Below are 17,582 nucleotides of genomic sequence, written 5' to 3' on the forward strand. Positions count from 1 at the left end.
GGTCACTTCTTCGGCTCGACGCCGAACCACTTCTTGTAGATCTCGTTGTACGTGCCGTCGGACTTCGCCTTGGCCAGCAGTTCGTTGAACTTGGCCACCAGTTTGTCGCCGCTCGGGTCGTTCTTGCGGGCGCAGAAGCCGTACTGCTCACCGGTGTTGAACTCGGCCACCACGGCCGTGTCCGGGTTGGCCTTGACGAAGTCGTACAGCACGCCGTTGTCGTTGATCGCGGCATCGACCCGGCCGGACTTCACGTTGTTGGTCTGCAGCGCGAGGTCGTTGAAGACGACGACCTGGAAGCCCTTCGTCTTGGCCTGCTCGTCGGCGTAGTCCTTACCGGTGGTGTCGGCCTGCACGCCGACCTTCTTGCCCTTCAGGTCGTCGAGCGTCTTGTACGGCGAGTCCTTCTTGACCAGCAGCACCTGGGTTGCGTCCATGTACGGATCGGTGATGTTGATGGCCTTCTGGCGCTCGGGGGTGATGGTCATCGCGCCCATGCCCATGTCGCACTTCTTGGCCGCGAAGCCGGCGCCGGACGTCACCTGCGACCACTCGATGTTGACGACCTCCTGCTCGACACCGAGATCCTTGGCGACCAGGTCGAGCATGTCCACGTCGAAGCCGACCACCTTGGTGCCTTCCTTGTACTGGAACGGCTTGTACGGCAGGTGGGTGCAGACCGTCAGCTTGCCCGGCTTCACCAGCGTGATCCCCGCGGCCGCGGCCTTGTCCTCACTGCCACCGCTGCCGGGTTCATCACTGCCGCAGGCGGAAAGCGCGAGCCCGAGCACGGCGGCCGTGGCGACGACGACCGTTGCGCGGCTCTGACGGAGGGTGGAGACGATGTTCATCGCTGATACTCCTCGACACTGGAACTGGTACGCCGAACCGGTCGGTACCGGTCCGGATTCCGCATCCTGACACAGCAAGTAGCCACCTGTCGGCTGCTGACTCTGCCCGAGACCTCATCGTCACTCTCTTGCCGCTCCAACGCAGCCCTTCAGGCCGCAATGAGGGCCCTGTGGGGACCCTCACACACCAGACCAGTGCGGTGTGTGGTTTACTCGGTGCGACGGGTGACCCCCTGGCCACGGCGTTGTTCGGCGCACCCATTGACCGAACCGCCCACTCACTGTAACCAACCGCCTGCTCTCCGAAGGGGTCCCCTTATGGTCGCCCAGCCGCTTCCGTCTTCCGTCGTTCCCGAGACCGATCAGTACGCCGGCGACGCCGTCTTCGAGCTCCACCGCGGCGGCAAGATCGAGGTCACGTCGTCGATCCACGTCCGCGACGCCTCCGACCTCTCCAAGGCCTACACGCCCGGGGTCGCCCGGGTCTGTACGGCGATCGCCGAAGAGCCGTCGCTGGTACGGCGCTACACGTGGAAGTCGAACGTCGTTGCCGTCGTCACCGACGGGACCGCCGTACTCGGACTCGGGGACATCGGGCCGGCCGCGTCGCTGCCGGTGATGGAGGGCAAGGCCCTGCTGTTCAAGGAGTTCGGCGGGGTCGACTCGGTGCCGATCGCGCTGGACTGCACCGATGTGGACGAGTTCGTCGAGACCGTCGTACGGATGGCTCCGAGCTTCGGCGGGATCAACCTGGAGGACATCTCCGCGCCGCGCTGCTTCGAGATCGAGCGGCGGCTGAAGGAGCGGCTGGACATCCCGGTGTTCCACGACGACCAGCACGGTACGGCGGTCGTCGTACTGGCGGCGCTTCGGAACGCACTTCGGGTGACGGGGAAGTCGATCGAGGACACCCGGGTGGTGATCTCCGGAGCGGGTGCGGCCGGGGTCGCGTGTGCGCGGATCCTTCTGCAGGCAGGCGTTGGGGACTTGGCCGTTGTCGACAGCAAGGGTGTGCTGTCGGAGGACCGGGCCGACCTGAACCCGGTGAAGCTGTCGCTCGCGCGTGACACGGGTGGTCTTTCGGGTCGGCTGGTGGATGCGCTGGACGGCGCCGATGTGTTCATCGGCGTGTCGGGCGGGACCGTGCCTGAGGAAGCGATCGCGCGGATGGCCGACGGCTCGATGATCTTCGCGCTGGCCAACCCGAACCCGGAGGTGCACCCGGACATCGCGCACCGGCACGCCGCCGTGGTCGCGACCGGCCGCTCGGACTTCCCGAACCAGATCAACAACGTACTCGCGTTCCCCGGCATCTTCCGTGGCGCCTTCGACGCCAACGCCTCCCGCATCACCGAGGGCATGAAGTTGGCTGCCGCAGATGCGCTGGCTGGGCTGATCTCTTCGGACGACCTGCGACCCGACTACATCATCCCGTCGCCCTTCGACGAGCGCGTCGCCCCGGCGGTAGCAGCCGCGGTCACCGCAGCCGCCGAAGCCGACGGCGTCGCCCGCGCCTGATCCTCGAGGAAGCTCCGGATCAACCCGATCCACTCCTGCGGTGTCTCGACGAACGGGAGGTGCCCAGCGGCGAGTTCGGCGTACTGCGCCTGCTTGATGCCCTGGGCAACCTCCCGGTGGTGGTACGGCGTGACCAGGTTGTCCTGCGTGGTCGAGATGACCAACGTGGGTACGGCGATCCTGGCAAGATCCGCGCGTACGTCGATGGTGTCGATGAGATCGAGGTGGTCCGGCGTACCGGGCGGCGGGATCGACGCGGCGAGAGACTCGGTCAGCTCGGCTTCGCCGATGCGATCGAGGCTGTCCGCGCCGAGGCCGATCAGGTGGACGAAGGCAGCTATCTGGTCAGTGCCGAGCAGCTCGCGCCACAGCTTGACCAGGAGGGTGAATCGCGGATTGGGCTTGGCGAACGGGGCCGTCAGGACGAGGGCGTCGACCCGGTCGGGGTGCCGGGTCGCGGCACGGATCGCGAGCGCCGTACCGAGTGAATAGCCGACGATGGTGAAGCGGTCATGGCCGTCCGCGGCTGCGACGAGCTCGTCGGCCAGTCCGTCGAGGGTAAGCGGGTCGGGCCGGCGTGGGGCGCCGCCGGTGCCCGGGAGGTCCAGCCCGAGAATTGTGTAGTCGGGGGAGAGAGCCTCGATGAGCCCGGCGTAGTTGGCCTGGATGCCGCCGCCGGCGCCATGGGCAAGCAGAACTGTGGTCATGTGCCGACGCTAAACTCCGACATTGGTGTCAGAGTCAAGTCGCTGGGGTGATGGCTGAGTGCGGATGCGGGAGATGGTGGCCCGGACCGGGGTGAGTGAGCGGCTGCTGCGGTATTACGAGGAGCAGGGGCTGTTGAGGCCGGTGCGGCTGCCAAGCGGGTATCGCGAGTACGCCGAGAGTGACATCGACCTGGTCGGGCGGATCCGGACCCTGCTGGCGGCTGGGTTGTCGACCTCGACGATCGCTCAGGTGCTGCCCTGCGTGACGGAGAACCTGGAGCCGACCTGCCCGGTGCTCATCGACCAGCTTCAGCAGGAGCGCGATCGCATCACCGCGTCGATCAAGGCACTCGAGGAGTCGCGGCAACTGCTCGACGGTGTGCTGTCGAAGCCCGTGGTGAATTCGGTAACTGACTCCGCGTAGGCCAGCGCCTAGGGTGGTTTGCATGCTTGCTGCTTACGCCGCCAGGTTCGACGCCGAGGATCCGATCGCCGCGCTGGAGGTGGGCGAGCGGCCTGAGCCGACGGTGCCCGAGGGCTGGGTGACGATCGACGTACGGGCGACGGCGCTCAATCACCATGACCTCTGGTCGCTCAAGGGTGTCGGGCTGGCTGAGCAGAATCTGCCGATGATCCTCGGATGCGACGCCGCGGGCGTGGATCAGGACGGGAACGAGGTCGTCGTTCATGCGGTGATCTCGGACCCGGCCTGGAAGGCTGACGAGACGCTGGACCCGAAGCGGTCGCTGCTGAGTGAGCGGTATCAGGGCACGCTGGCGGAGAAGGTCGCCGTACCTGCGCGGAACGTCGTACCGAAGCCGGCTGGGTTGAGTTTCGAGCAGGCGGCGTGTCTGCCGACCGCGTGGCTGACGGCGTACCGGATGCTCTTCACCCAGTCGGGGCTGAAGCCTGGGGACACCGTGCTCGTGCAGGGCGCGGGTGGTGGGGTGGCGACCGCGCTGATCACGTTGGCGCGAGCCGCGGGGATCCGGGTGTGGGCGACGAGCCGGGACGACGCGAAGCGGGCCAAGGCGCTGGAGATCGGGGCGCATGAAGTGTTCGAGTCCGGGGCGCGGTTGCCGGAGCGGGTGGACGCGGTGATGGAGACGGTCGGGCAGGCGACGTGGTCGCACTCGCTGAAGTCGCTCAAGCAGGGCGGCACCCTGGTGATCTCCGGCGCGACCAGCGGGCAGGCGCCGAAGTCGGCCGAGCTGAACCGGATCTTCTTCCTGCAGTTGCGGGTGCAGGGCTCGACGATGGGGACGCGGGCGGAGCTGGCCGAGCTGGTGCAGTTCATGGCGAACGCCGGCATCTCACCGCACATCGACTCGGTGCTGTCCCTCGGCGACGCCCGCAAGGGATTCGCAAAAATGAACGAGGGCGACGTCTTCGGAAAGATCGTCTTTACTGTCTGAGGGGGACGCGTGCCCCGCCCTGCCTACCACTGAGCGCGCTGGAGGATGGCCCGGACGGCGCTGTCGAACGTGGGGAACGCGACCGTGGGGCCGAGTTTCTGGTGGTTGGCGTAGACAAGCCAGCCCATCTCTCCGCGATCGAATGCGTGACCGATTGGGAGACCGTCTATGCGGACATAGATGGGGTCCTCGCGGCCGTTGCCTTCCCGCATGAGTTCCAGTCCCAGCCGGTCGAGTTCCCTCCGTACCTCACCGCTCACCCTGGGTATGCGCATCACGCAAGAATTCCGAACTGCCAAGGACCCGTCAAGCGACCCCTGAGATCGTCTTTACTGTCTGAGTGGAACCGGAGATCCGCCGCGCTGTCGTCGCTGACGCGGAGGCGAGCGCGTGGTGCCACCTGTTGTGCTGGCGGGAGGCGTACGACGGCTTGGTCGAACCCGGGGTGCTGGCCGAGCGCACCAGCGATATCGATCGGCGGATCGAGCGCTGGGCGAGCGCCCTGGCCGACGGGTGGGTCCGGTGGATCGCGGTGAACCCTGATCCGGAGGCCGGCGTGCAGGACCGGGTGATCGGCTTCTCGGCGCCGGGCCCGTCCCGGGACGACGATGCGCCGACCACGCTCGAGCTGTTCGCGATCTACGCCCGGAAGGCCTGGTGGGGGACCGGGCTGGGGACGCGGCTGCTGGAGGTTGCCGTCGGCAAGGAACCCGCCAGCCTGTGGGTGCTGGAGGGCAATCACCGCGCCCGCGCCTTCTACCGCCGCCACGGCTTCCTCGAGGACGGCACCCGCGTCGACGAGCCGTTCTTCGGCGTCCCCGAGATCCGCATGGTCCGCCGCTGATCCGTCTGTGGAGGGTTTCAACTGCTCAGTGGAGGGTTTCTTGCTCTAGTTCACAAAACCCTCCACCGAGCTGGGTTGCTGGTGTCAGCGGCACTTCTGTGACAGTGGGTGCCGGTGATGTTTCACGGCTGAAACATTGGCGTCGTACTTGGGCAACGAGGTTGGCCCAGTCTGTTCCTACCGCGAGACACGCCCGCGGGTTCGATCCGCCCGATCGACGATGAGGAGCAGGAGTGCCCATGAGGCCGACCTTGACGGTGATCGCCGACCCCGCCGACCGCTGGATGATGCGGGCCGCCTGCGTCGGCCAGGCGCCGGCGTACGACGAGACTGCCAGCCAGTGGGAGCAGCGCAAGGCTCAGGCCGTGTGCCTGACGTCCTGCCCGGTGATCGACGAATGCCGTGAGTGGGCCCGCCGGACCAAGTTCACCGGCACCGCCGCCGGCGAGAAGTTCCTCTACGGCCGTCGCCGCGGCCGCCCGGGCCCGCAGGAGCGCCGCCGCCCCGCCATCGTCGAGGTCGGCGAACAGCAGGCCAGCTGACCGCCCGCGTTTGATGGGTTCACCCACCAGCTGGTGGGTTCCCCCACCGCATCCGGGGGGCGAACCCACAATTTGACGGGTGAACCCATCAAACGCGGCGGGTCAGACTCCGATGAGCTCGTCGGCGCGTTCTGCGTCGGCGGGCTTTTCGGTTCGGCGGAACGGTGAGGTGAGGGTCGGCAGGATGTGCTCACGGTTGCGGACGAGCGCGACGACCGCGAGCGCCAGATAGATCCCGCTCAGCACATACCGCCCGGTCTGACCCGGTACGGCGAACTGAACCGCGAACAGCCCCAGCAACGTCCAGGCGGCCCACCGCGGGAAGCGCAGACTCAGCAGCACGGCGATCCCGAGCAGCGTCTGCGTCGCGGTGAGCAGGAACTCCTCGATCTGACGCCCGTCCAGCGACAGCGCGACCGGGCCACCGCCCAACAGGTACGCGACCGGCAGGCTGCCGATCAGCAGGGTCCACTGGTTCACCTTGGCCGAGATGAGCAGGCCGAGCGCGGCGCCGCCCTTACCCCGCCACGCGAACAGCAGCGCCACGATGAACTCCGGCGCCTCCGAGGCCAGCGGCGCCAGCCACTGCACCAGCAGGAACTGGTCGATCCCCAGCGCCCGGCCACCCTCGACGAGCGAGTCCGCGAACGGCTCCGCCGACACCAGGATGACCGCCGCCGCCACCACGAACATCGCGACCACCGACGTACGCCGCTGCGCCTTGGGCAGTGCACCGATCCGCGCGGCCGGTCCGACCAGCTCCGGCTCGTCCTCATGGTCCGAGGAGGCCGCACGCCACAGGTAGTACCCGAAGAAGGCCAGCAGCCCGATCCCCAGCAGCAGATGGATCTGCCCGGTGAGTGGGATGACGAACGCCACGACACTCGCCACACCGAGGAAGCCCAGCTCCCGCTTGTACCCGGAGTCGAGGACCAGAGCTTTCACTGTGCGCCCGCTCCGCCGCGAGGCGACGTACAGGCTGATGAGTACGACGCTCGACCAGCCCAGGCCGAGCAAGAGGCGGTTCGAGCCGGTCATGTTGGCTGCTGCGTATTGCACGTACGCCGGGTCGCTGCCGGCCGTGTGCGCGAAGTAGAGGTCGACGGCGTATTCCGGCAGTACGGCGATGACTGCCAGCAGCGCGATCGCCAGGCCGCCGGAGATGTCGACCTCAGCGGCCTCGGCGGCCCACGCGAGTACGAACGATGCGGCGACGACGCCGAGCCCGAACACCACGATCGCGAGCGGCGCCGACGGATGCACCCCGGAGAACCGGAGGGCAACGGCCGGAAGCGCCGCGAGGAGGCAGAACAGTGCAGGGCGGAGGGCTCTGAACATGTCATCCAGGCTGCCATCGTTTTGATATTTTCGCAATTGCGAAAGTATGAGAGCGTCGTCACCCCGGCCTGCCGCGTGCCGACTGACCGCTCAAGCAGTCACAATGACTCCGCAATGACGACACCGATCCCCGAACCGACGAAGGCGCAGCTCGAATCCGCCGCCGGCACCTTCGCGATGCTCTCCGCCCCGGTCCGGCTCCACCTGGTCTCCCTGGCGGCGCAGGGCGAGTACGACGTCGGCACGCTGGCGGAACGGGTGGGAGTCAGCATCGCCACCGCCAGCCAGCACCTGGGCAAGCTCCGGCTGGCCGGCATCATCACCGCCCGCCGCGAGGGCCGCCGGCACATCTACACCGTCGACGACCCCCACGTGCTCAACCTCGTCGACCAGATCTTCGAACACATCGCCCCCGACGGCTCCCTGGCCCCCGACCCACCACGCCGGCCGCGGCCGCCCCACACCAACTGAACGCGGATCTGCAGGCCATCACAATCGGCGGCGTCGGGAGAGCGGCGCGCTTGAGCGACTGGGCGAGCCGCAATTGTGATGGCCTGGCGGTCCGGGTCAGAGGACGTGCCGGAGGTAGCGGGCTGGGGCGTCGAGGTAGGCACGCCAGTTCTGCACGAGCTCCAGGTCCTCCCAGGTCGTACGACGAATGCCCCAGTCGCCGACCTCGAGGATGGTCGCGCCGGGAAGGGCTGCGATGACGGGGGAGTGGGTCGCGCACAGAACCTGGGAGCCTGACTCGGCCAGCTCATTCAGTACGCCGACGACCGCGAGGCTGCTGGCGAAGGAAAGAGCCGATTCGGGCTCGTCCAGGCAGTAGACGCCGGGCCGGGTGAAACGGTCGCGGATGAGGTTCAGGAAGCTCTCGCCGTGGCTCATCTCATGAAAGGTCAGGTCCGGCGGCCCCGAGGTCCGCGGGTTCTGCTCGAGGTAGGTGTAGAACCCGTGCATCGTCTCGGCGCGCAGGAAGAACCCGGCCCGCTTGGCGCCGACGCCGCGCGTCAGCAGGAGGTCGCCGGCCAGCGGTGACTCGCTTGCCCGCGTGGTCAGCCGTGCGCCGGTGGAGCCGCCTTCAGGTGACATGCCGAAGGCGACCGCGATCGCCTCGACCAGCGTAGATTTCCCGGTGCCGTTTTCGCCGACCAGGAAGGTGACGCCGGGGTTCAGGTCGAGGCCGTCGGTGAGGAGTTGGCGGATGGCTGGGATGGTGTGTGGCCAGTGCCCGGACGGACGAATGCCCTCCGCTGCGGCAACCCGGCGTACGGGATGTGCGGCGAAGGGCATGGCGTCAGGCTAAAGGATCAGTCGTCCTCGTCGTCGAGCCGAGCGAGCCAGGTGGCGAAGCGTTCGATCGGGGTTTCGAACTCGGGGTTCAGGTCGACGAACTCGCGCAGGCGTTCGCCGAGCCAGGCCAGCGTGACCTCCTCCTCGCCACGCCGGCCCTCGAGTTCCTCGATCCCGCGGTCGGTGAAGTACACGTCAGCTGAACGCCTGCTTCAGCAGCGTCGCCTGCTCCGCGACGTGAACGCCGTGCGCGCCGACCGACGGGGCCGACATGGCCGGCCGGGACACCCGGTAGAACGGCTTGCCGCCCAGGTGCTCGGTCAGGTTCAGCGCCATGAACGGCCACGGGCCTTGGTTGGCGGGCTCGTCCTGGACCCAGCGGATCTCGGTCGCGTTCGGGTACTTCGCCAGTTCCGCCTTGATCTCCTCGGCGGCCAGCGGGTACAGCTGCTCGACCCGCAGGACCGCGGTGGTGATCTTGTCCGGCTCCGCCTTCTTCCGCTCCGCGAGCAGGTCGTAGACGATCCGGCCGGAGGCCAGGATGATGCGCTCGACCGCGCCCGTGTTCGCTTCCGCCTCGGCGTCGCCGAGCACCGGCCGGAAGGTGCCGTGGGTCAGCTCCTCCGGCTGCGACACGGCCTCCTTGCGCCGCAGCAGCTGCTTCGGCGTGAAGACGATCATCGGGTTGTGCTCCTCCTGCAGCGTGTGCCGCCGGAGCAGGTGGAAGTACGACGCCGGCGTCGACGGCTGTGCCACCGTCATCGCGTTCTCGGCGCACAGCTGGAGGAACCGCTCGATCCGGGCGGAGGAGTGGTCCGGGCCCTGGCCCTCGTAGCCGTGCGGCAGCAGCAGCACGACGCCGGACTTCTGACCCCACTTCGCCTCACCGGACGAGACGTACTCGTCGATGATCGACTGGGCGCCGTTGACGAAGTCGCCGAACTGCGCCTCCCACAGCACCAGCGCGTCCGGCCGGGCGACGGAGTACCCGTACTCGAAGCCGAGAGCGGCGTACTCGCTCAGGAGTGAGTCGTAGACGTGGAAGTTCGCCTGGTTCTCGTCCAGGTGCTGCAGCGGGACGTAGTCCTGGCCGTTGACCCGGTCGATGATCGCGGCGAACCGCTGCACGAAGGTGCCGCGGCGGCTGTCCTGGCCGGCCAGCCGGACCGGACGCCCGGCGAGCAGCAGCGAACCGAACGCGGTGATCTCCGCGCTGGCCCAGTCGATCGGGCCCTGGGTGATCGCGGTCGCCCGGCGCTGCAGCTGCGGCAGCACCTTCGGGTGCACGGTGAAGCCTTCCGGCAGCGTGGTGTGCGCGTCGGCGATCTTCTTCAGGATCTCCGGCGTCGTCGCGGTCGCGTCCGGGCCTTCCGGCTTGTCCGGGTAGACCGGCACGGTGACGTACGGCGCCGGGGTGTCCGGCTGGCTCTTCGCCTCGCGGACCTCGGTGAACACCCGCTCCAGCCGCTGCTGGAAGTCGCGCATCGCCTGCTCGGCCTCTTCGACCGTGATGTCGCCACGGCCGATCAGGGCCTCGGTGTAGAGCTTGCGGACCGACCGCTTCTGCTCGATCAGGTCGTACATCAGCGGCTGGGTGAAGCTCGGGTCGTCACCCTCGTTGTGACCGCGGCGGCGGTAGCAGACCAGGTCGATGACGACGTCCTTGTTGAACGCCTGGCGGTACTCGAAGGCGAGGTCCGCGACCCGGACACACGCCTCCGGATCGTCGCCGTTCACGTGGAAGATCGGCGCCTGCACCATCCGGGCCACGTCGGTGGAGTACATCGAGGACCGGGACGACGCCGGTGAGGTGGTGAAGCCGACCTGGTTGTTCACGATCACGTGGATGGTGCCGCCGGTGCGGTAGCCGCGCAGCTGGGACAGGTTCAGCGTCTCCGCCACCACGCCCTGGCCGGCGAAGGCCGCGTCGCCGTGCACCAGGACCGGCAGTACCGGGAAGACGGCGCCGCGGTCGAGGATGTCCTGCTTGGCCCGGACGATGCCCTCGAGCACCGGGTCGACCGTCTCCAGGTGGGACGGGTTCGCCGCCACCGAGACCTTGATCTTGTCGCCGAACTCGGAGACGAACTCGCCCTCGGCGCCCAGGTGGTACTTGACGTCACCGGAGCCCTGCACGGTCCGCGGGTCGATGTTGCCGTCGAACTCGCGGAAGATCTGGCCGTAGGACTTGCCGACGATGTTCGCCAGCACGTTCAGCCGGCCGCGGTGCGCCATCCCGATGACGACCTCGTCCAGCCCGGCGCCGGCCGCCTCCTCGCACAGCTCGTCGAGCAGCGGGATGGTGGTCTCGCCACCCTCCAGCGAGAAGCGCTTCTGGCCGACGTACTTGGTCTGCAGGAAGGTCTCGAACGCCTCGGCCTCGTTCAGCTTGGCCAGGATCCGCAACTGCTCCTCGCGCGGCGGCTTGGTGTGCGGCCGCTCGACCCGCTCCTGGATCCACTTGCGCTGTTCGGGGTCCTGGATGTGCATGTACTCGATACCGGTGGTCCGGCAGTACGAGTCGCGCAGGATGCCGAGGATCTCGCGCAGCTTCATGAACCGCCGGTCGCCGCCGCCGAACGAGCCGGTGGCGAACTCGCGGTCCAGGTCCCACAGGGTCAGGCCGTGGGTGGCCACGTCCAGGTCCGGGTGGCTGCGCTGCTTGTACTCCAGCGGGTCGGTGTCGGCCATGATGTGACCGCGCACCCGGAAGGCGTGGATCAGCTCCAGGATCCGGGCCTGCTTGCTGATGTCCTCCTCGTGGCTGTGCGGGAGGTCGGCGGCCCAGCGGATCGGCTCGTACGGGATCCGCAGCGACTGGAAGATCTCGTCGTAGAAGCCCTCCTGGCCGAGCAGCAGCTGGTGCAGCCGGCGCAGGAACTCACCCGACTGGGCGCCCTGGATGATCCGGTGGTCGTACGTCGAGGTCAGCGTCATCACCTTGCTGACCGCGAGCTTGGCCATCGTCTCCTCGGCCGCGCCCTGGTACTCCGGCGGGTACTCCATCGCGCCGACTCCGATGATGCAGCCCTGGCCGGTCATCAGCCGCGGCACCGAGTGCTGGGTGCCGATGGTGCCGGGGTTGGTCAGGCTGATCGTGGTTCCCTGGAAGTCGGGCAGCGCCAGCTTGTTGTCCCGGGCCCGCCGGACGATGTCCTCGTAGGCCATCCAGAACTCGGCGAACGTCATGTCCTCGGCAGCCTTGATCGACGGCACCAGCAGCTGCCGGGTGCCGTCCGGCTTCTGCATGTCGATGGCCAGGCCGAGGTTGATGTGGGCCGGCTGCACATGGGTCGGCTTGCCGTCGGTCTCGGCGTACGACGCGTTCATCTCCGGCAGCGTCTTCAGCGCCTTCACCAGCGCCCAGCCGATCAAGTGGGTGAAGGAGATCTTGCCGCCGCGGGCGCGCTTGAGGTGGTTGTTGATGACGATGCGGTTGTCGATCAGCAGCTTGACCGGGACCTGCCGCACGCTGGTCGCGGTCGGCACCGAGAGGCTGGTCTCCATGTTCTGCGCCGTCCGCGCGGGCGCGCCGCGCAGGATCTGCCGCTCGGCGTCCTGGCTGGTCGCTGGAGCGGGCTTGGGTTGGGCGCTGGGCGGCTGGTTCACCGTGCCTCCGGTCGGGGCGCCGCTCTCGGCGGTCGTCTTGGCTGCTGGCTGGGTCTGCGCCGCAGGCTGGGTCTTCGGTACGGCGGGCTGCGCGGGGGCAGCCGCAGTTGTCGCTGTGGTCGCGACCGGGGCAGCAGCGGGAGCAGCGGCGGCTGCCGCGGCGGCCGGCTTGCTCGAGGCGGGCGCGGACGGCGTCGTACCGCGACTCGGCGCCTCTGGGGTCTTGTTGTCCGACACGGCGTCGGGGCGGGGAGCGTCGGCCGGGTTTTTCGTCACCGGCTTCGCATCACCAGGAGTGTAAGTCTTGAAGAAGTCGAGCCACGCCGGATCCACCGATTTCGGGTCCTGCAGGTACTTCTCGTACAGCTCGTCGACCAGCCATTCGTTCGCACCGAAGGCTGCTAGGGGATTGGTGTCTGATGGCTCGGTGGCCACTTGGCAGTTCGCCTCTTCCGATCGGGTCCGGTACCACGGGTGGTTAATGCTGATGTTATGGGGGCAAGGCTAATAGCAGCGGGACCACTTCCACAGCCCGGGGGGACCGGACCAGTGTGGCAAGTGGTCGGGCGTTCGCGACCCGGGTGATCGAGGCCTGAAACACCGCGCAGGAAGGTGTTTCAGCTCACTGGCACGATCGGTGGGTGTGAGCAACCGGCCGAGGGGTCCGGTGAGCTGCCGGACCCGTTGCAGAGGTGGGAATTCAGGCTCGCGAGCGGTGACAGTGAGTGAAGCGTTTGAGCGCGCCTGGCCACTGTATGCAGTTGCGCACTCGCTGCGGGTGGTGATCAGGCCCGCGCAGAAATGTGGCGAAGCTCACGCTCTGGATCAGTCCAGTTCGTGTCGACCGGCCTTAGAGGGCGTCTGGAAACTCTGCGCCTGCTGCGCGGCACTCGGCGGGCACATCGCCGCGTTGGAGGACAAGGCACGGAGAACCCCACTCCGAGCCTCGCCCTCCGCCTTGCGCTGCACTCCGCCGAGCACCTGCTCGCGACGGCGCAGAGTTCCCAGACGCCCTCTACCGGTTGGCCAGCCGCCGGACCAGCTTGAGGCCGGACCAGGTCGCGTCGATCGCGCAGACCTTCACGTCGACCACGCCGAGCGGGAGGGCCAGCTCCCGGATCCCGTTCTCGTCCAGGTCGGTCGGTACGCCGGACGATCGCTTCGGCCAGGCGATCCAGACCATCCCCGCGGTCGCCGCCTTCTGCAGCAACGCCGGCAGCCGCTTCTCCAGCCGGTCCCGGTCCGGGCAGAACGCCAGCACCACCTCGTACGTCGTACGCCCGGCCCGCCGCACGATCGTCGTACCGTCCGGAAGCCCGTCGATCTCGAACCCCTCCGGCGCGTTGTCCAGCCACACCACCTGCCCGGCCTTGATGCCGAGCTTGGCCGCCAATGGCTTGCCCGAATAACCGGGAGTCGACATGAAGGGATCGTACGGCGGCATACTGACGAAATGGCGCTGACGGACGAGGCGATCGTCAAGATCAAGGGGATGATCACCTCCGGGGAACTGGGGCCGGGGGATCGGCTGCCCAAAGAGGCGGATCTCGCGGCGCGGCTCGGGCTGTCCCGGAACTCGCTGCGGGAGGCAGTCAAGGCGCTCACGCTGGTGAACGTGCTGGATGTCCGGCATGGCGACGGCACATATGTCACCAGCCTGGACTCGGCGCATCTGCTGGACGCGCTGAACTTCATGGTCGACCTGCATCAGGACGACTCGGTGCTGCAGTTCTTCGAGGTACGGCGGCTGCTCGAGCCGGGGGTTGCCGCGCTGGCCGCCGTACGGATCACGGCCGAACAGGTCGCTGAGCTGCGGCTGCTGACGAGTGATCTGGCGCCGGACGCGCCGGTCGAGGAGCTGGTCGCGAACGATCTCAAGTTCCATCGCGGGATCGCCGAGGCGACCGGGAACCAGGTCGTCTGCTCGCTCCTCGACGGCATCTCCGGCGCAACGCAGCGAGCCAGGATCTGGCGCGGCGTCACCCAGGCCGGCGCGGTCGAACGCACCCTGTCCGAGCACGCCGCCATCCTGGACGCCATCGAAATCGGCGACGCCGAGGCAGCTCGCGCCTGGATGACCGCCCACATCGCCGGCGTAGAAACCTGGCTCCGCAAAGCACCCTGACCAGCACCCCGGCTCTGCCTGCCCCCTGCCCGCCCCGCCCGGCTCTGCCCGGCTCAGCTCTGCCCTCGCCCGGCTCTGCCCCGCTCAGCCCTGCCCCCGCCCGGCTCAGCTCTGCCCTCGCCCGGGTTTCGCCATTTGATGGGTTCACCCACCAGATTGTGGGTTTCCCCCCGGAATGAGGGCGGTGAACCCAGCATTTGATGGGTGGACCCACCAAATGCTGGCGGGGCCGGGCGGGGCGGCGCGAGGCGGGGCGGGGCGCGGTGGAAGGGGCAGGGGGCAGGGGGCTGGGGTGACGGGGGTGCCGCGGTCGTCGGCGCGGTTGTGGGTGGGCGGGCGTTTCGGGGTACCAGGCTGGTATGGCGTATGAACCGCCGCCACCCCGGAGTGCGTTGACGCTTCGGCTGGTGCTGGCGTGCTTTGGTGTGGCGCTGTGGATCACCGCCGCGGTTCTGTTCGCCGTGTACGACGTGCCGGGCGGCTGGGTGGTCGCGTGCGTCGTACTCGCGGTTGTCGCCTTCGTGGATCTGGTGATCGTTGCCTGGCGCAAGCGTCGGGAAAATGGTTGAACGTGGCTCGGCGGACCCCGTAGGCTTGCTGACGTCACATTCCCGACGTCAGGGGTCCGCGTTGTAACTCCGAGGTCTTTTCTTCAGCCGCTGATCGCCGCCGCCTGAGGTGTGCGGTCTCGTCCGAGACCTCGTTCTGGAGTGCACGCAGATGAGTAATTCCCTGACCTGTACGGACCTCTACTTCGCCTGGCCGGACGGCGACGTCCTGTTCGACGGGCTCAGCTTCGTCGCCGGCCCGGTGCGGTCCGGTCTCGTCGGCCGCAACGGCGCCGGCAAGTCGACCCTGCTCCGGCTGATCGCCGGCCGGCTGAAGCCGCAGCGCGGCACGATCCGGGTGGCCGGCGAGCTCGGGTATCTCCCGCAGGACCTGACCCTCGACACGACGCTGCGCGTCGACGAGGCGCTCGGCATCGACCGCATCCGGCAGGCGATCACTGCGATCGAGTCCGGCGACGCCTCGGAGGAGAACTTCGCGATCGTCGGCGACGAGTGGGACGTCGACGAACGCGCCGAGGCGTTGCTCGGCAAGCTCGGGCTGGGTTCGAACGGTGTGGGCGCGATCGGCCTGGATCGCAACGTCGGCGAGCTGTCCGGCGGCGAGACGATCCTGCTCGGCTTGGCCGCCGAGTTGCTGCGGCGTCCCGACGTACTGCTGCTCGACGAGCCGACCAACAACCTCGACCTGCGGGCGCGGCGGCATCTGTACGACGCCGTCGACCAGTTCCGCGGGGCGTTGCTGATCGTCAGCCACGACCGGGAGTTGCTGGACCGGGTCGACCAGATCGGCGATCTGCGCAAGGGCGACATCACCTGGTACGGCGGCAACCTGACGGCGTACGAGGAAGCGGTCGCGATCGAGCAGGAGGCGGCTGAGCGGATGATGCGGGCGGCGGAGGCCGACGTACGCAAGCAGAAGCGCGATCTGGTCGAGGCGCGGATGAAGATGGACCAGCGCCGGGCCCGGGGCCAGCGGGCGTTCGAGCAAGGCGGGATCCCGAAGATCATCGCGGGTGGGCTGAAACGGTCCGCTCAGGTGTCGGCGGGTAAGCACATCGGCATGCAGACTGAGCGGCTCGAGTCGGCGCAGGAGGCGCTGGCCGATGCTGAGGCGAAGGTCCACGACGACGACACGATCCGGGTCGACCTGCCGAAGACCGCCGTACCGCCGGGACGGATCGTGCTGCGACTCGAGGATGACGTACTGCGGACCGGTGCGCACGTGGATCTGGAGATCCGCGGGCCGGAGCGGATTGCGTTGACCGGGCCGAACGGCGCGGGCAAGACGACGCTGCTGCAGTCGGTGGTGGCGGGGGAGTTGCCAGTGGTGCCCTTCCGGTATCTGCCGCAGCGGCTCGATCTGCTGCAGGACGACCTGTCGATTGTCGACAACCTCGCGCTCCTCGCGCCGAGCACGGAGAACCAGGAGCGGCGGTCGCGGCTGGCTCGCTTCCTCTTCCGTGGACGGTCCGCGGATCAGCTGGTCAGCACGTTGTCGGGTGGTGAACGCTTCCGGGCGACGTTGGCTGCCCTGCTGCTGGCGGAGCCGCCGCCGCAACTGCTCATGCTCGACGAGCCGACCAACAACCTCGACCTGGCCAGCGTTGCCCAGCTCCGCGACGCCTTGGCGTCGTACAACGGTGCACTGATCGTCGCCAGCCACGATGTCCCGTTCCTTCGGGACATCGGCATCACGCGCTGGCTCGAGCTGACCCCGGAAACACTGACCGACATCGAGCCTTTGTAGGGGCGTAGGCTGCGTACCATCGCCTTGAAGGGAGCGCACCGATGCCCCAGCGCGACGGGTACATCCCCGGTGTCCCCTGCTGGGTGGATGTGAGCCAGCCCGATCCGGAGGCGGCGCTCGCTTTCTACGGTGGTCTGTTCGGGTGGGAGTTCGAGGACGTGATGCCACCGGACTCGGCGGGCAGGTACTTCATTGCGCGGGGCGAGGCGGCAAGTTCGTCGATCTTCGACACCTCGGGCGAACTGCGCAGCGGCGACGTCGCCGCCATCCGATCGATTCCCGAGGCAGCGCCGTCGACGGCGCTGTGGACGACGTACTTCTGGGTCGACAGTGCCGACGCGGCCGTGGCCAAGGTTCGCGCGGCCGGCGGACGCGTGGTGTCCGAGCCCTCCGACTTCCTGAACGTCTGCCGGACGGCTGTCTGCGCTGATCCCGAGGGAGCGGCGTTCTCCGTCTGGGAGGCACGGGAGCACAAGGGTGCGCGGCTGATCAACGACCCGGGCGCGGTGGTCTTCAACAACCTGAACACCCGTGGCGCCGACAGGGCGCGACTGTTCTACGGATCAGTGTTCGGGTGGCGGACTGCCGGAATCGGGGGCAGGGCCGAGGGGTGGACACTGCCTGGGTACGGCGACTGGCTCGAGCGCGAGCACCACCCAGGGTTGCGGCGGCAGATGGCGGCGGCCGGAGCCCCTGAGGGGTTTGAGGATGTGGTCGGGAGCATCGTTCCGATCGCGGATGGCACAGCCCCGCACTGGAGCGTGACCTTCGCAACCGCCGACGCCGATGCCACGGCCGCGACGGCCACCGAGCTCGGCGGGACGGTCATTGTCCCGCCGTTCGACGCACCCTGGTCCACCGAGACGTACACCATCCGGATCGCCGTCATCGCCGACCCGCAGGGCGCGACGTTCACCGCCAGCCAGTTCGTGCCGAAGCAACGCGGCTGATCGCCGTACTGCTTGCTCGTCCCGCAACCCGCCGCCGACCCGGTGGCGGGGTTCTGCTGTGACGCCCGGGAATA

The 17,582-nt window shown here is 68.2% G+C and carries 18 protein-coding genes; 10 read left to right on the forward strand and 8 right to left on the reverse strand.

The genetic code is table 11. The features are described from left to right. Nucleotides 1–2: 2 nt before the first annotated feature. The gene (locus EV646_RS23745) at nt 3–851 is read right to left on the reverse strand and encodes an ABC transporter substrate-binding protein (protein ID WP_132152125.1); all 849 of its coding nucleotides are present in this window, start codon (nt 849–851) and stop codon (nt 3–5) included. A 318-nt stretch (nt 852–1,169) separates the two neighbouring features. On the opposite strand from EV646_RS23745, the gene EV646_RS23750 reads away from it, so the two are divergent. Then, nucleotides 1,170–2,369, forward strand: a complete 1,200-nt coding sequence (locus tag EV646_RS23750) for an NAD(P)-dependent malic enzyme (RefSeq protein ID WP_132152127.1) — start codon at nt 1,170–1,172, stop codon at nt 2,367–2,369. On the opposite strand, the gene EV646_RS23755 is transcribed toward EV646_RS23750, so the two are convergent. Next, the gene (locus EV646_RS23755; protein WP_132152129.1) at nt 2,273–3,076 is read right to left on the reverse strand and encodes an alpha/beta fold hydrolase; all 804 of its coding nucleotides are present in this window, start codon (nt 3,074–3,076) and stop codon (nt 2,273–2,275) included. The two genes, EV646_RS23750 and EV646_RS23755, sit on opposite strands and share 97 nt — an antisense overlap. A gap of 64 nt (nt 3,077–3,140) precedes the next feature. Between EV646_RS23755 and EV646_RS23760 the strand changes: the two genes are divergently transcribed. Both EV646_RS23760 and EV646_RS23765 read left to right on the forward strand, forming a co-directional pair. Next, complete coding sequence (locus tag EV646_RS23760) at nt 3,141–3,500, forward strand: MerR family transcriptional regulator (RefSeq protein ID WP_241996279.1); 360 nt, start codon at nt 3,141–3,143, stop codon at nt 3,498–3,500. Nucleotides 3,501–3,522: 22 nt separating this feature from the next. After that, a complete protein-coding gene (locus EV646_RS23765; protein WP_132152133.1) occupies nt 3,523–4,491 on the forward strand; it encodes a zinc-binding dehydrogenase in 969 nt (322 codons plus the stop codon). A gap of 23 nt (nt 4,492–4,514) precedes the next feature. Here EV646_RS23765 and EV646_RS23770 read toward each other — a convergent pair whose 3' ends face one another. Next, entirely contained in the window at nt 4,515–4,766 is a 252-nt protein-coding gene (locus EV646_RS23770) for a hypothetical protein (RefSeq protein ID WP_132152135.1), read from the reverse strand. 65 nt (nt 4,767–4,831) lie between these two features. Between EV646_RS23770 and EV646_RS23775 the strand changes: the two genes are divergently transcribed. Next, entirely contained in the window at nt 4,832–5,335 is a 504-nt protein-coding gene (locus EV646_RS23775; RefSeq protein ID WP_132152137.1) for a GNAT family N-acetyltransferase, read from the forward strand. A gap of 239 nt (nt 5,336–5,574) precedes the next feature. Beyond that, nucleotides 5,575–5,877: a WhiB family transcriptional regulator gene (locus EV646_RS23780; RefSeq protein WP_132152139.1), complete on the forward strand. Its 303-nt coding sequence runs from the start codon at nt 5,575–5,577 to the stop codon at nt 5,875–5,877. A gap of 102 nt (nt 5,878–5,979) precedes the next feature. On the opposite strand, the gene EV646_RS23785 is transcribed toward EV646_RS23780, so the two are convergent. Continuing rightward, a complete protein-coding gene (locus EV646_RS23785) occupies nt 5,980–7,215 on the reverse strand; it encodes a sodium:proton exchanger (protein ID WP_132152141.1) in 1,236 nt (411 codons plus the stop codon). Nucleotides 7,216–7,329: 114 nt separating this feature from the next. Between EV646_RS23785 and EV646_RS23790 the strand changes: the two genes are divergently transcribed. Then, nucleotides 7,330–7,686 (forward strand): ArsR/SmtB family transcription factor, encoded by a 357-nt coding sequence (locus EV646_RS23790; protein WP_132152143.1) that lies wholly within the window; start codon nt 7,330–7,332, stop codon nt 7,684–7,686. A gap of 96 nt (nt 7,687–7,782) precedes the next feature. On the opposite strand, the gene EV646_RS23795 is transcribed toward EV646_RS23790, so the two are convergent. From EV646_RS23795 to EV646_RS23805, 4 genes are all read right to left on the reverse strand, one after another. Then, nucleotides 7,783–8,508, reverse strand: coding sequence for an AAA family ATPase (locus EV646_RS23795; RefSeq protein ID WP_132152145.1), 726 nt, complete (start codon nt 8,506–8,508; stop codon nt 7,783–7,785). A gap of 17 nt (nt 8,509–8,525) precedes the next feature. Further along, nucleotides 8,526–8,702: a DUF6104 family protein gene (locus EV646_RS39455; protein ID WP_199237144.1), complete on the reverse strand. Its 177-nt coding sequence runs from the start codon at nt 8,700–8,702 to the stop codon at nt 8,526–8,528. A 1-nt stretch (nt 8,703) separates the two neighbouring features. Next, nucleotides 8,704–12,552: a multifunctional oxoglutarate decarboxylase/oxoglutarate dehydrogenase thiamine pyrophosphate-binding subunit/dihydrolipoyllysine-residue succinyltransferase subunit gene (locus EV646_RS23800; protein WP_132152147.1), complete on the reverse strand. Its 3,849-nt coding sequence runs from the start codon at nt 12,550–12,552 to the stop codon at nt 8,704–8,706. 580 nt (nt 12,553–13,132) lie between these two features. Further along, nucleotides 13,133–13,540 carry a DUF3052 family protein gene (locus tag EV646_RS23805; protein ID WP_132152149.1) on the reverse strand — a complete coding sequence of 136 codons (408 nt, stop codon included), beginning with the start codon at nt 13,538–13,540 and terminating at the stop codon, nt 13,133–13,135. Between the two features lie 30 nt (nt 13,541–13,570). Here EV646_RS23805 and EV646_RS23810 point away from each other — a divergent pair, with 30 nt between their 5' ends. The 4 genes from EV646_RS23810 (at nt 13,571) to EV646_RS23825 (ending at nt 17,508) form a co-directional block, all read left to right on the forward strand. Next, on the forward strand, nt 13,571–14,242 hold the full coding sequence (locus EV646_RS23810) for a FadR/GntR family transcriptional regulator (protein ID WP_132152151.1): 672 nt from the start codon (nt 13,571–13,573) through the stop codon (nt 14,240–14,242). Nucleotides 14,243–14,601: 359 nt separating this feature from the next. Further along, entirely contained in the window at nt 14,602–14,811 is a 210-nt protein-coding gene (locus EV646_RS23815) for a DUF6343 family protein (protein WP_132152153.1), read from the forward strand. A gap of 151 nt (nt 14,812–14,962) precedes the next feature. Then, a complete protein-coding gene (locus tag EV646_RS23820; RefSeq protein WP_132152155.1) occupies nt 14,963–16,558 on the forward strand; it encodes an ABC-F family ATP-binding cassette domain-containing protein in 1,596 nt (531 codons plus the stop codon). A 41-nt stretch (nt 16,559–16,599) separates the two neighbouring features. Then, the gene (locus EV646_RS23825; RefSeq protein WP_132152157.1) at nt 16,600–17,508 is read left to right on the forward strand and encodes a VOC family protein; all 909 of its coding nucleotides are present in this window, start codon (nt 16,600–16,602) and stop codon (nt 17,506–17,508) included. The last annotated feature ends 74 nt before the right edge of the window (nt 17,509–17,582 follow it).

The organism is Kribbella antiqua (genome assembly GCF_004345665.1).
GTDB classification, from domain to species: domain Bacteria; phylum Actinomycetota; class Actinomycetes; order Propionibacteriales; family Kribbellaceae; genus Kribbella; species Kribbella antiqua.

Excerpts from the sequence above, each read along its gene's own strand:
- EV646_RS23765 (WP_132152133.1), top strand. The coding sequence starts at position 3,523 with ATGCTTGCTGCTTACGCCGCCAGGTTCGACGCCGAGGATCCGATCGCC.
- EV646_RS23815 (WP_132152153.1), top strand. The coding sequence starts at position 14,602 with ATGGCGTATGAACCGCCGCCACCCCGGAGTGCGTTGACGCTTCGGCTG.
- EV646_RS23805 (WP_132152149.1), bottom strand. The coding sequence starts at position 13,540 with ATGTCGACTCCCGGTTATTCGGGCAAGCCATTGGCGGCCAAGCTCGGC.
- EV646_RS23790 (WP_132152143.1), top strand. The coding sequence starts at position 7,330 with ATGACGACACCGATCCCCGAACCGACGAAGGCGCAGCTCGAATCCGCC.
- EV646_RS23770 (WP_132152135.1), bottom strand. The coding sequence starts at position 4,766 with ATGCGCATACCCAGGGTGAGCGGTGAGGTACGGAGGGAACTCGACCGG.
- EV646_RS23755 (WP_132152129.1), bottom strand. The coding sequence starts at position 3,076 with ATGACCACAGTTCTGCTTGCCCATGGCGCCGGCGGCGGCATCCAGGCC.
- EV646_RS23785 (WP_132152141.1), bottom strand. The coding sequence starts at position 7,215 with ATGTTCAGAGCCCTCCGCCCTGCACTGTTCTGCCTCCTCGCGGCGCTT.
- EV646_RS23745 (WP_132152125.1), bottom strand. The coding sequence starts at position 851 with ATGAACATCGTCTCCACCCTCCGTCAGAGCCGCGCAACGGTCGTCGTC.
- EV646_RS23760 (WP_241996279.1), top strand. The coding sequence starts at position 3,141 with ATGCGGGAGATGGTGGCCCGGACCGGGGTGAGTGAGCGGCTGCTGCGG.
- EV646_RS23810 (WP_132152151.1), top strand. The coding sequence starts at position 13,571 with ATGGCGCTGACGGACGAGGCGATCGTCAAGATCAAGGGGATGATCACC.
- EV646_RS23780 (WP_132152139.1), top strand. The coding sequence starts at position 5,575 with ATGAGGCCGACCTTGACGGTGATCGCCGACCCCGCCGACCGCTGGATG.
- EV646_RS23820 (WP_132152155.1), top strand. The coding sequence starts at position 14,963 with ATGAGTAATTCCCTGACCTGTACGGACCTCTACTTCGCCTGGCCGGAC.
- EV646_RS23825 (WP_132152157.1), top strand. The coding sequence starts at position 16,600 with ATGCCCCAGCGCGACGGGTACATCCCCGGTGTCCCCTGCTGGGTGGAT.
- EV646_RS23750 (WP_132152127.1), top strand. The coding sequence starts at position 1,170 with ATGGTCGCCCAGCCGCTTCCGTCTTCCGTCGTTCCCGAGACCGATCAG.
- EV646_RS23795 (WP_132152145.1), bottom strand. The coding sequence starts at position 8,508 with ATGCCCTTCGCCGCACATCCCGTACGCCGGGTTGCCGCAGCGGAGGGC.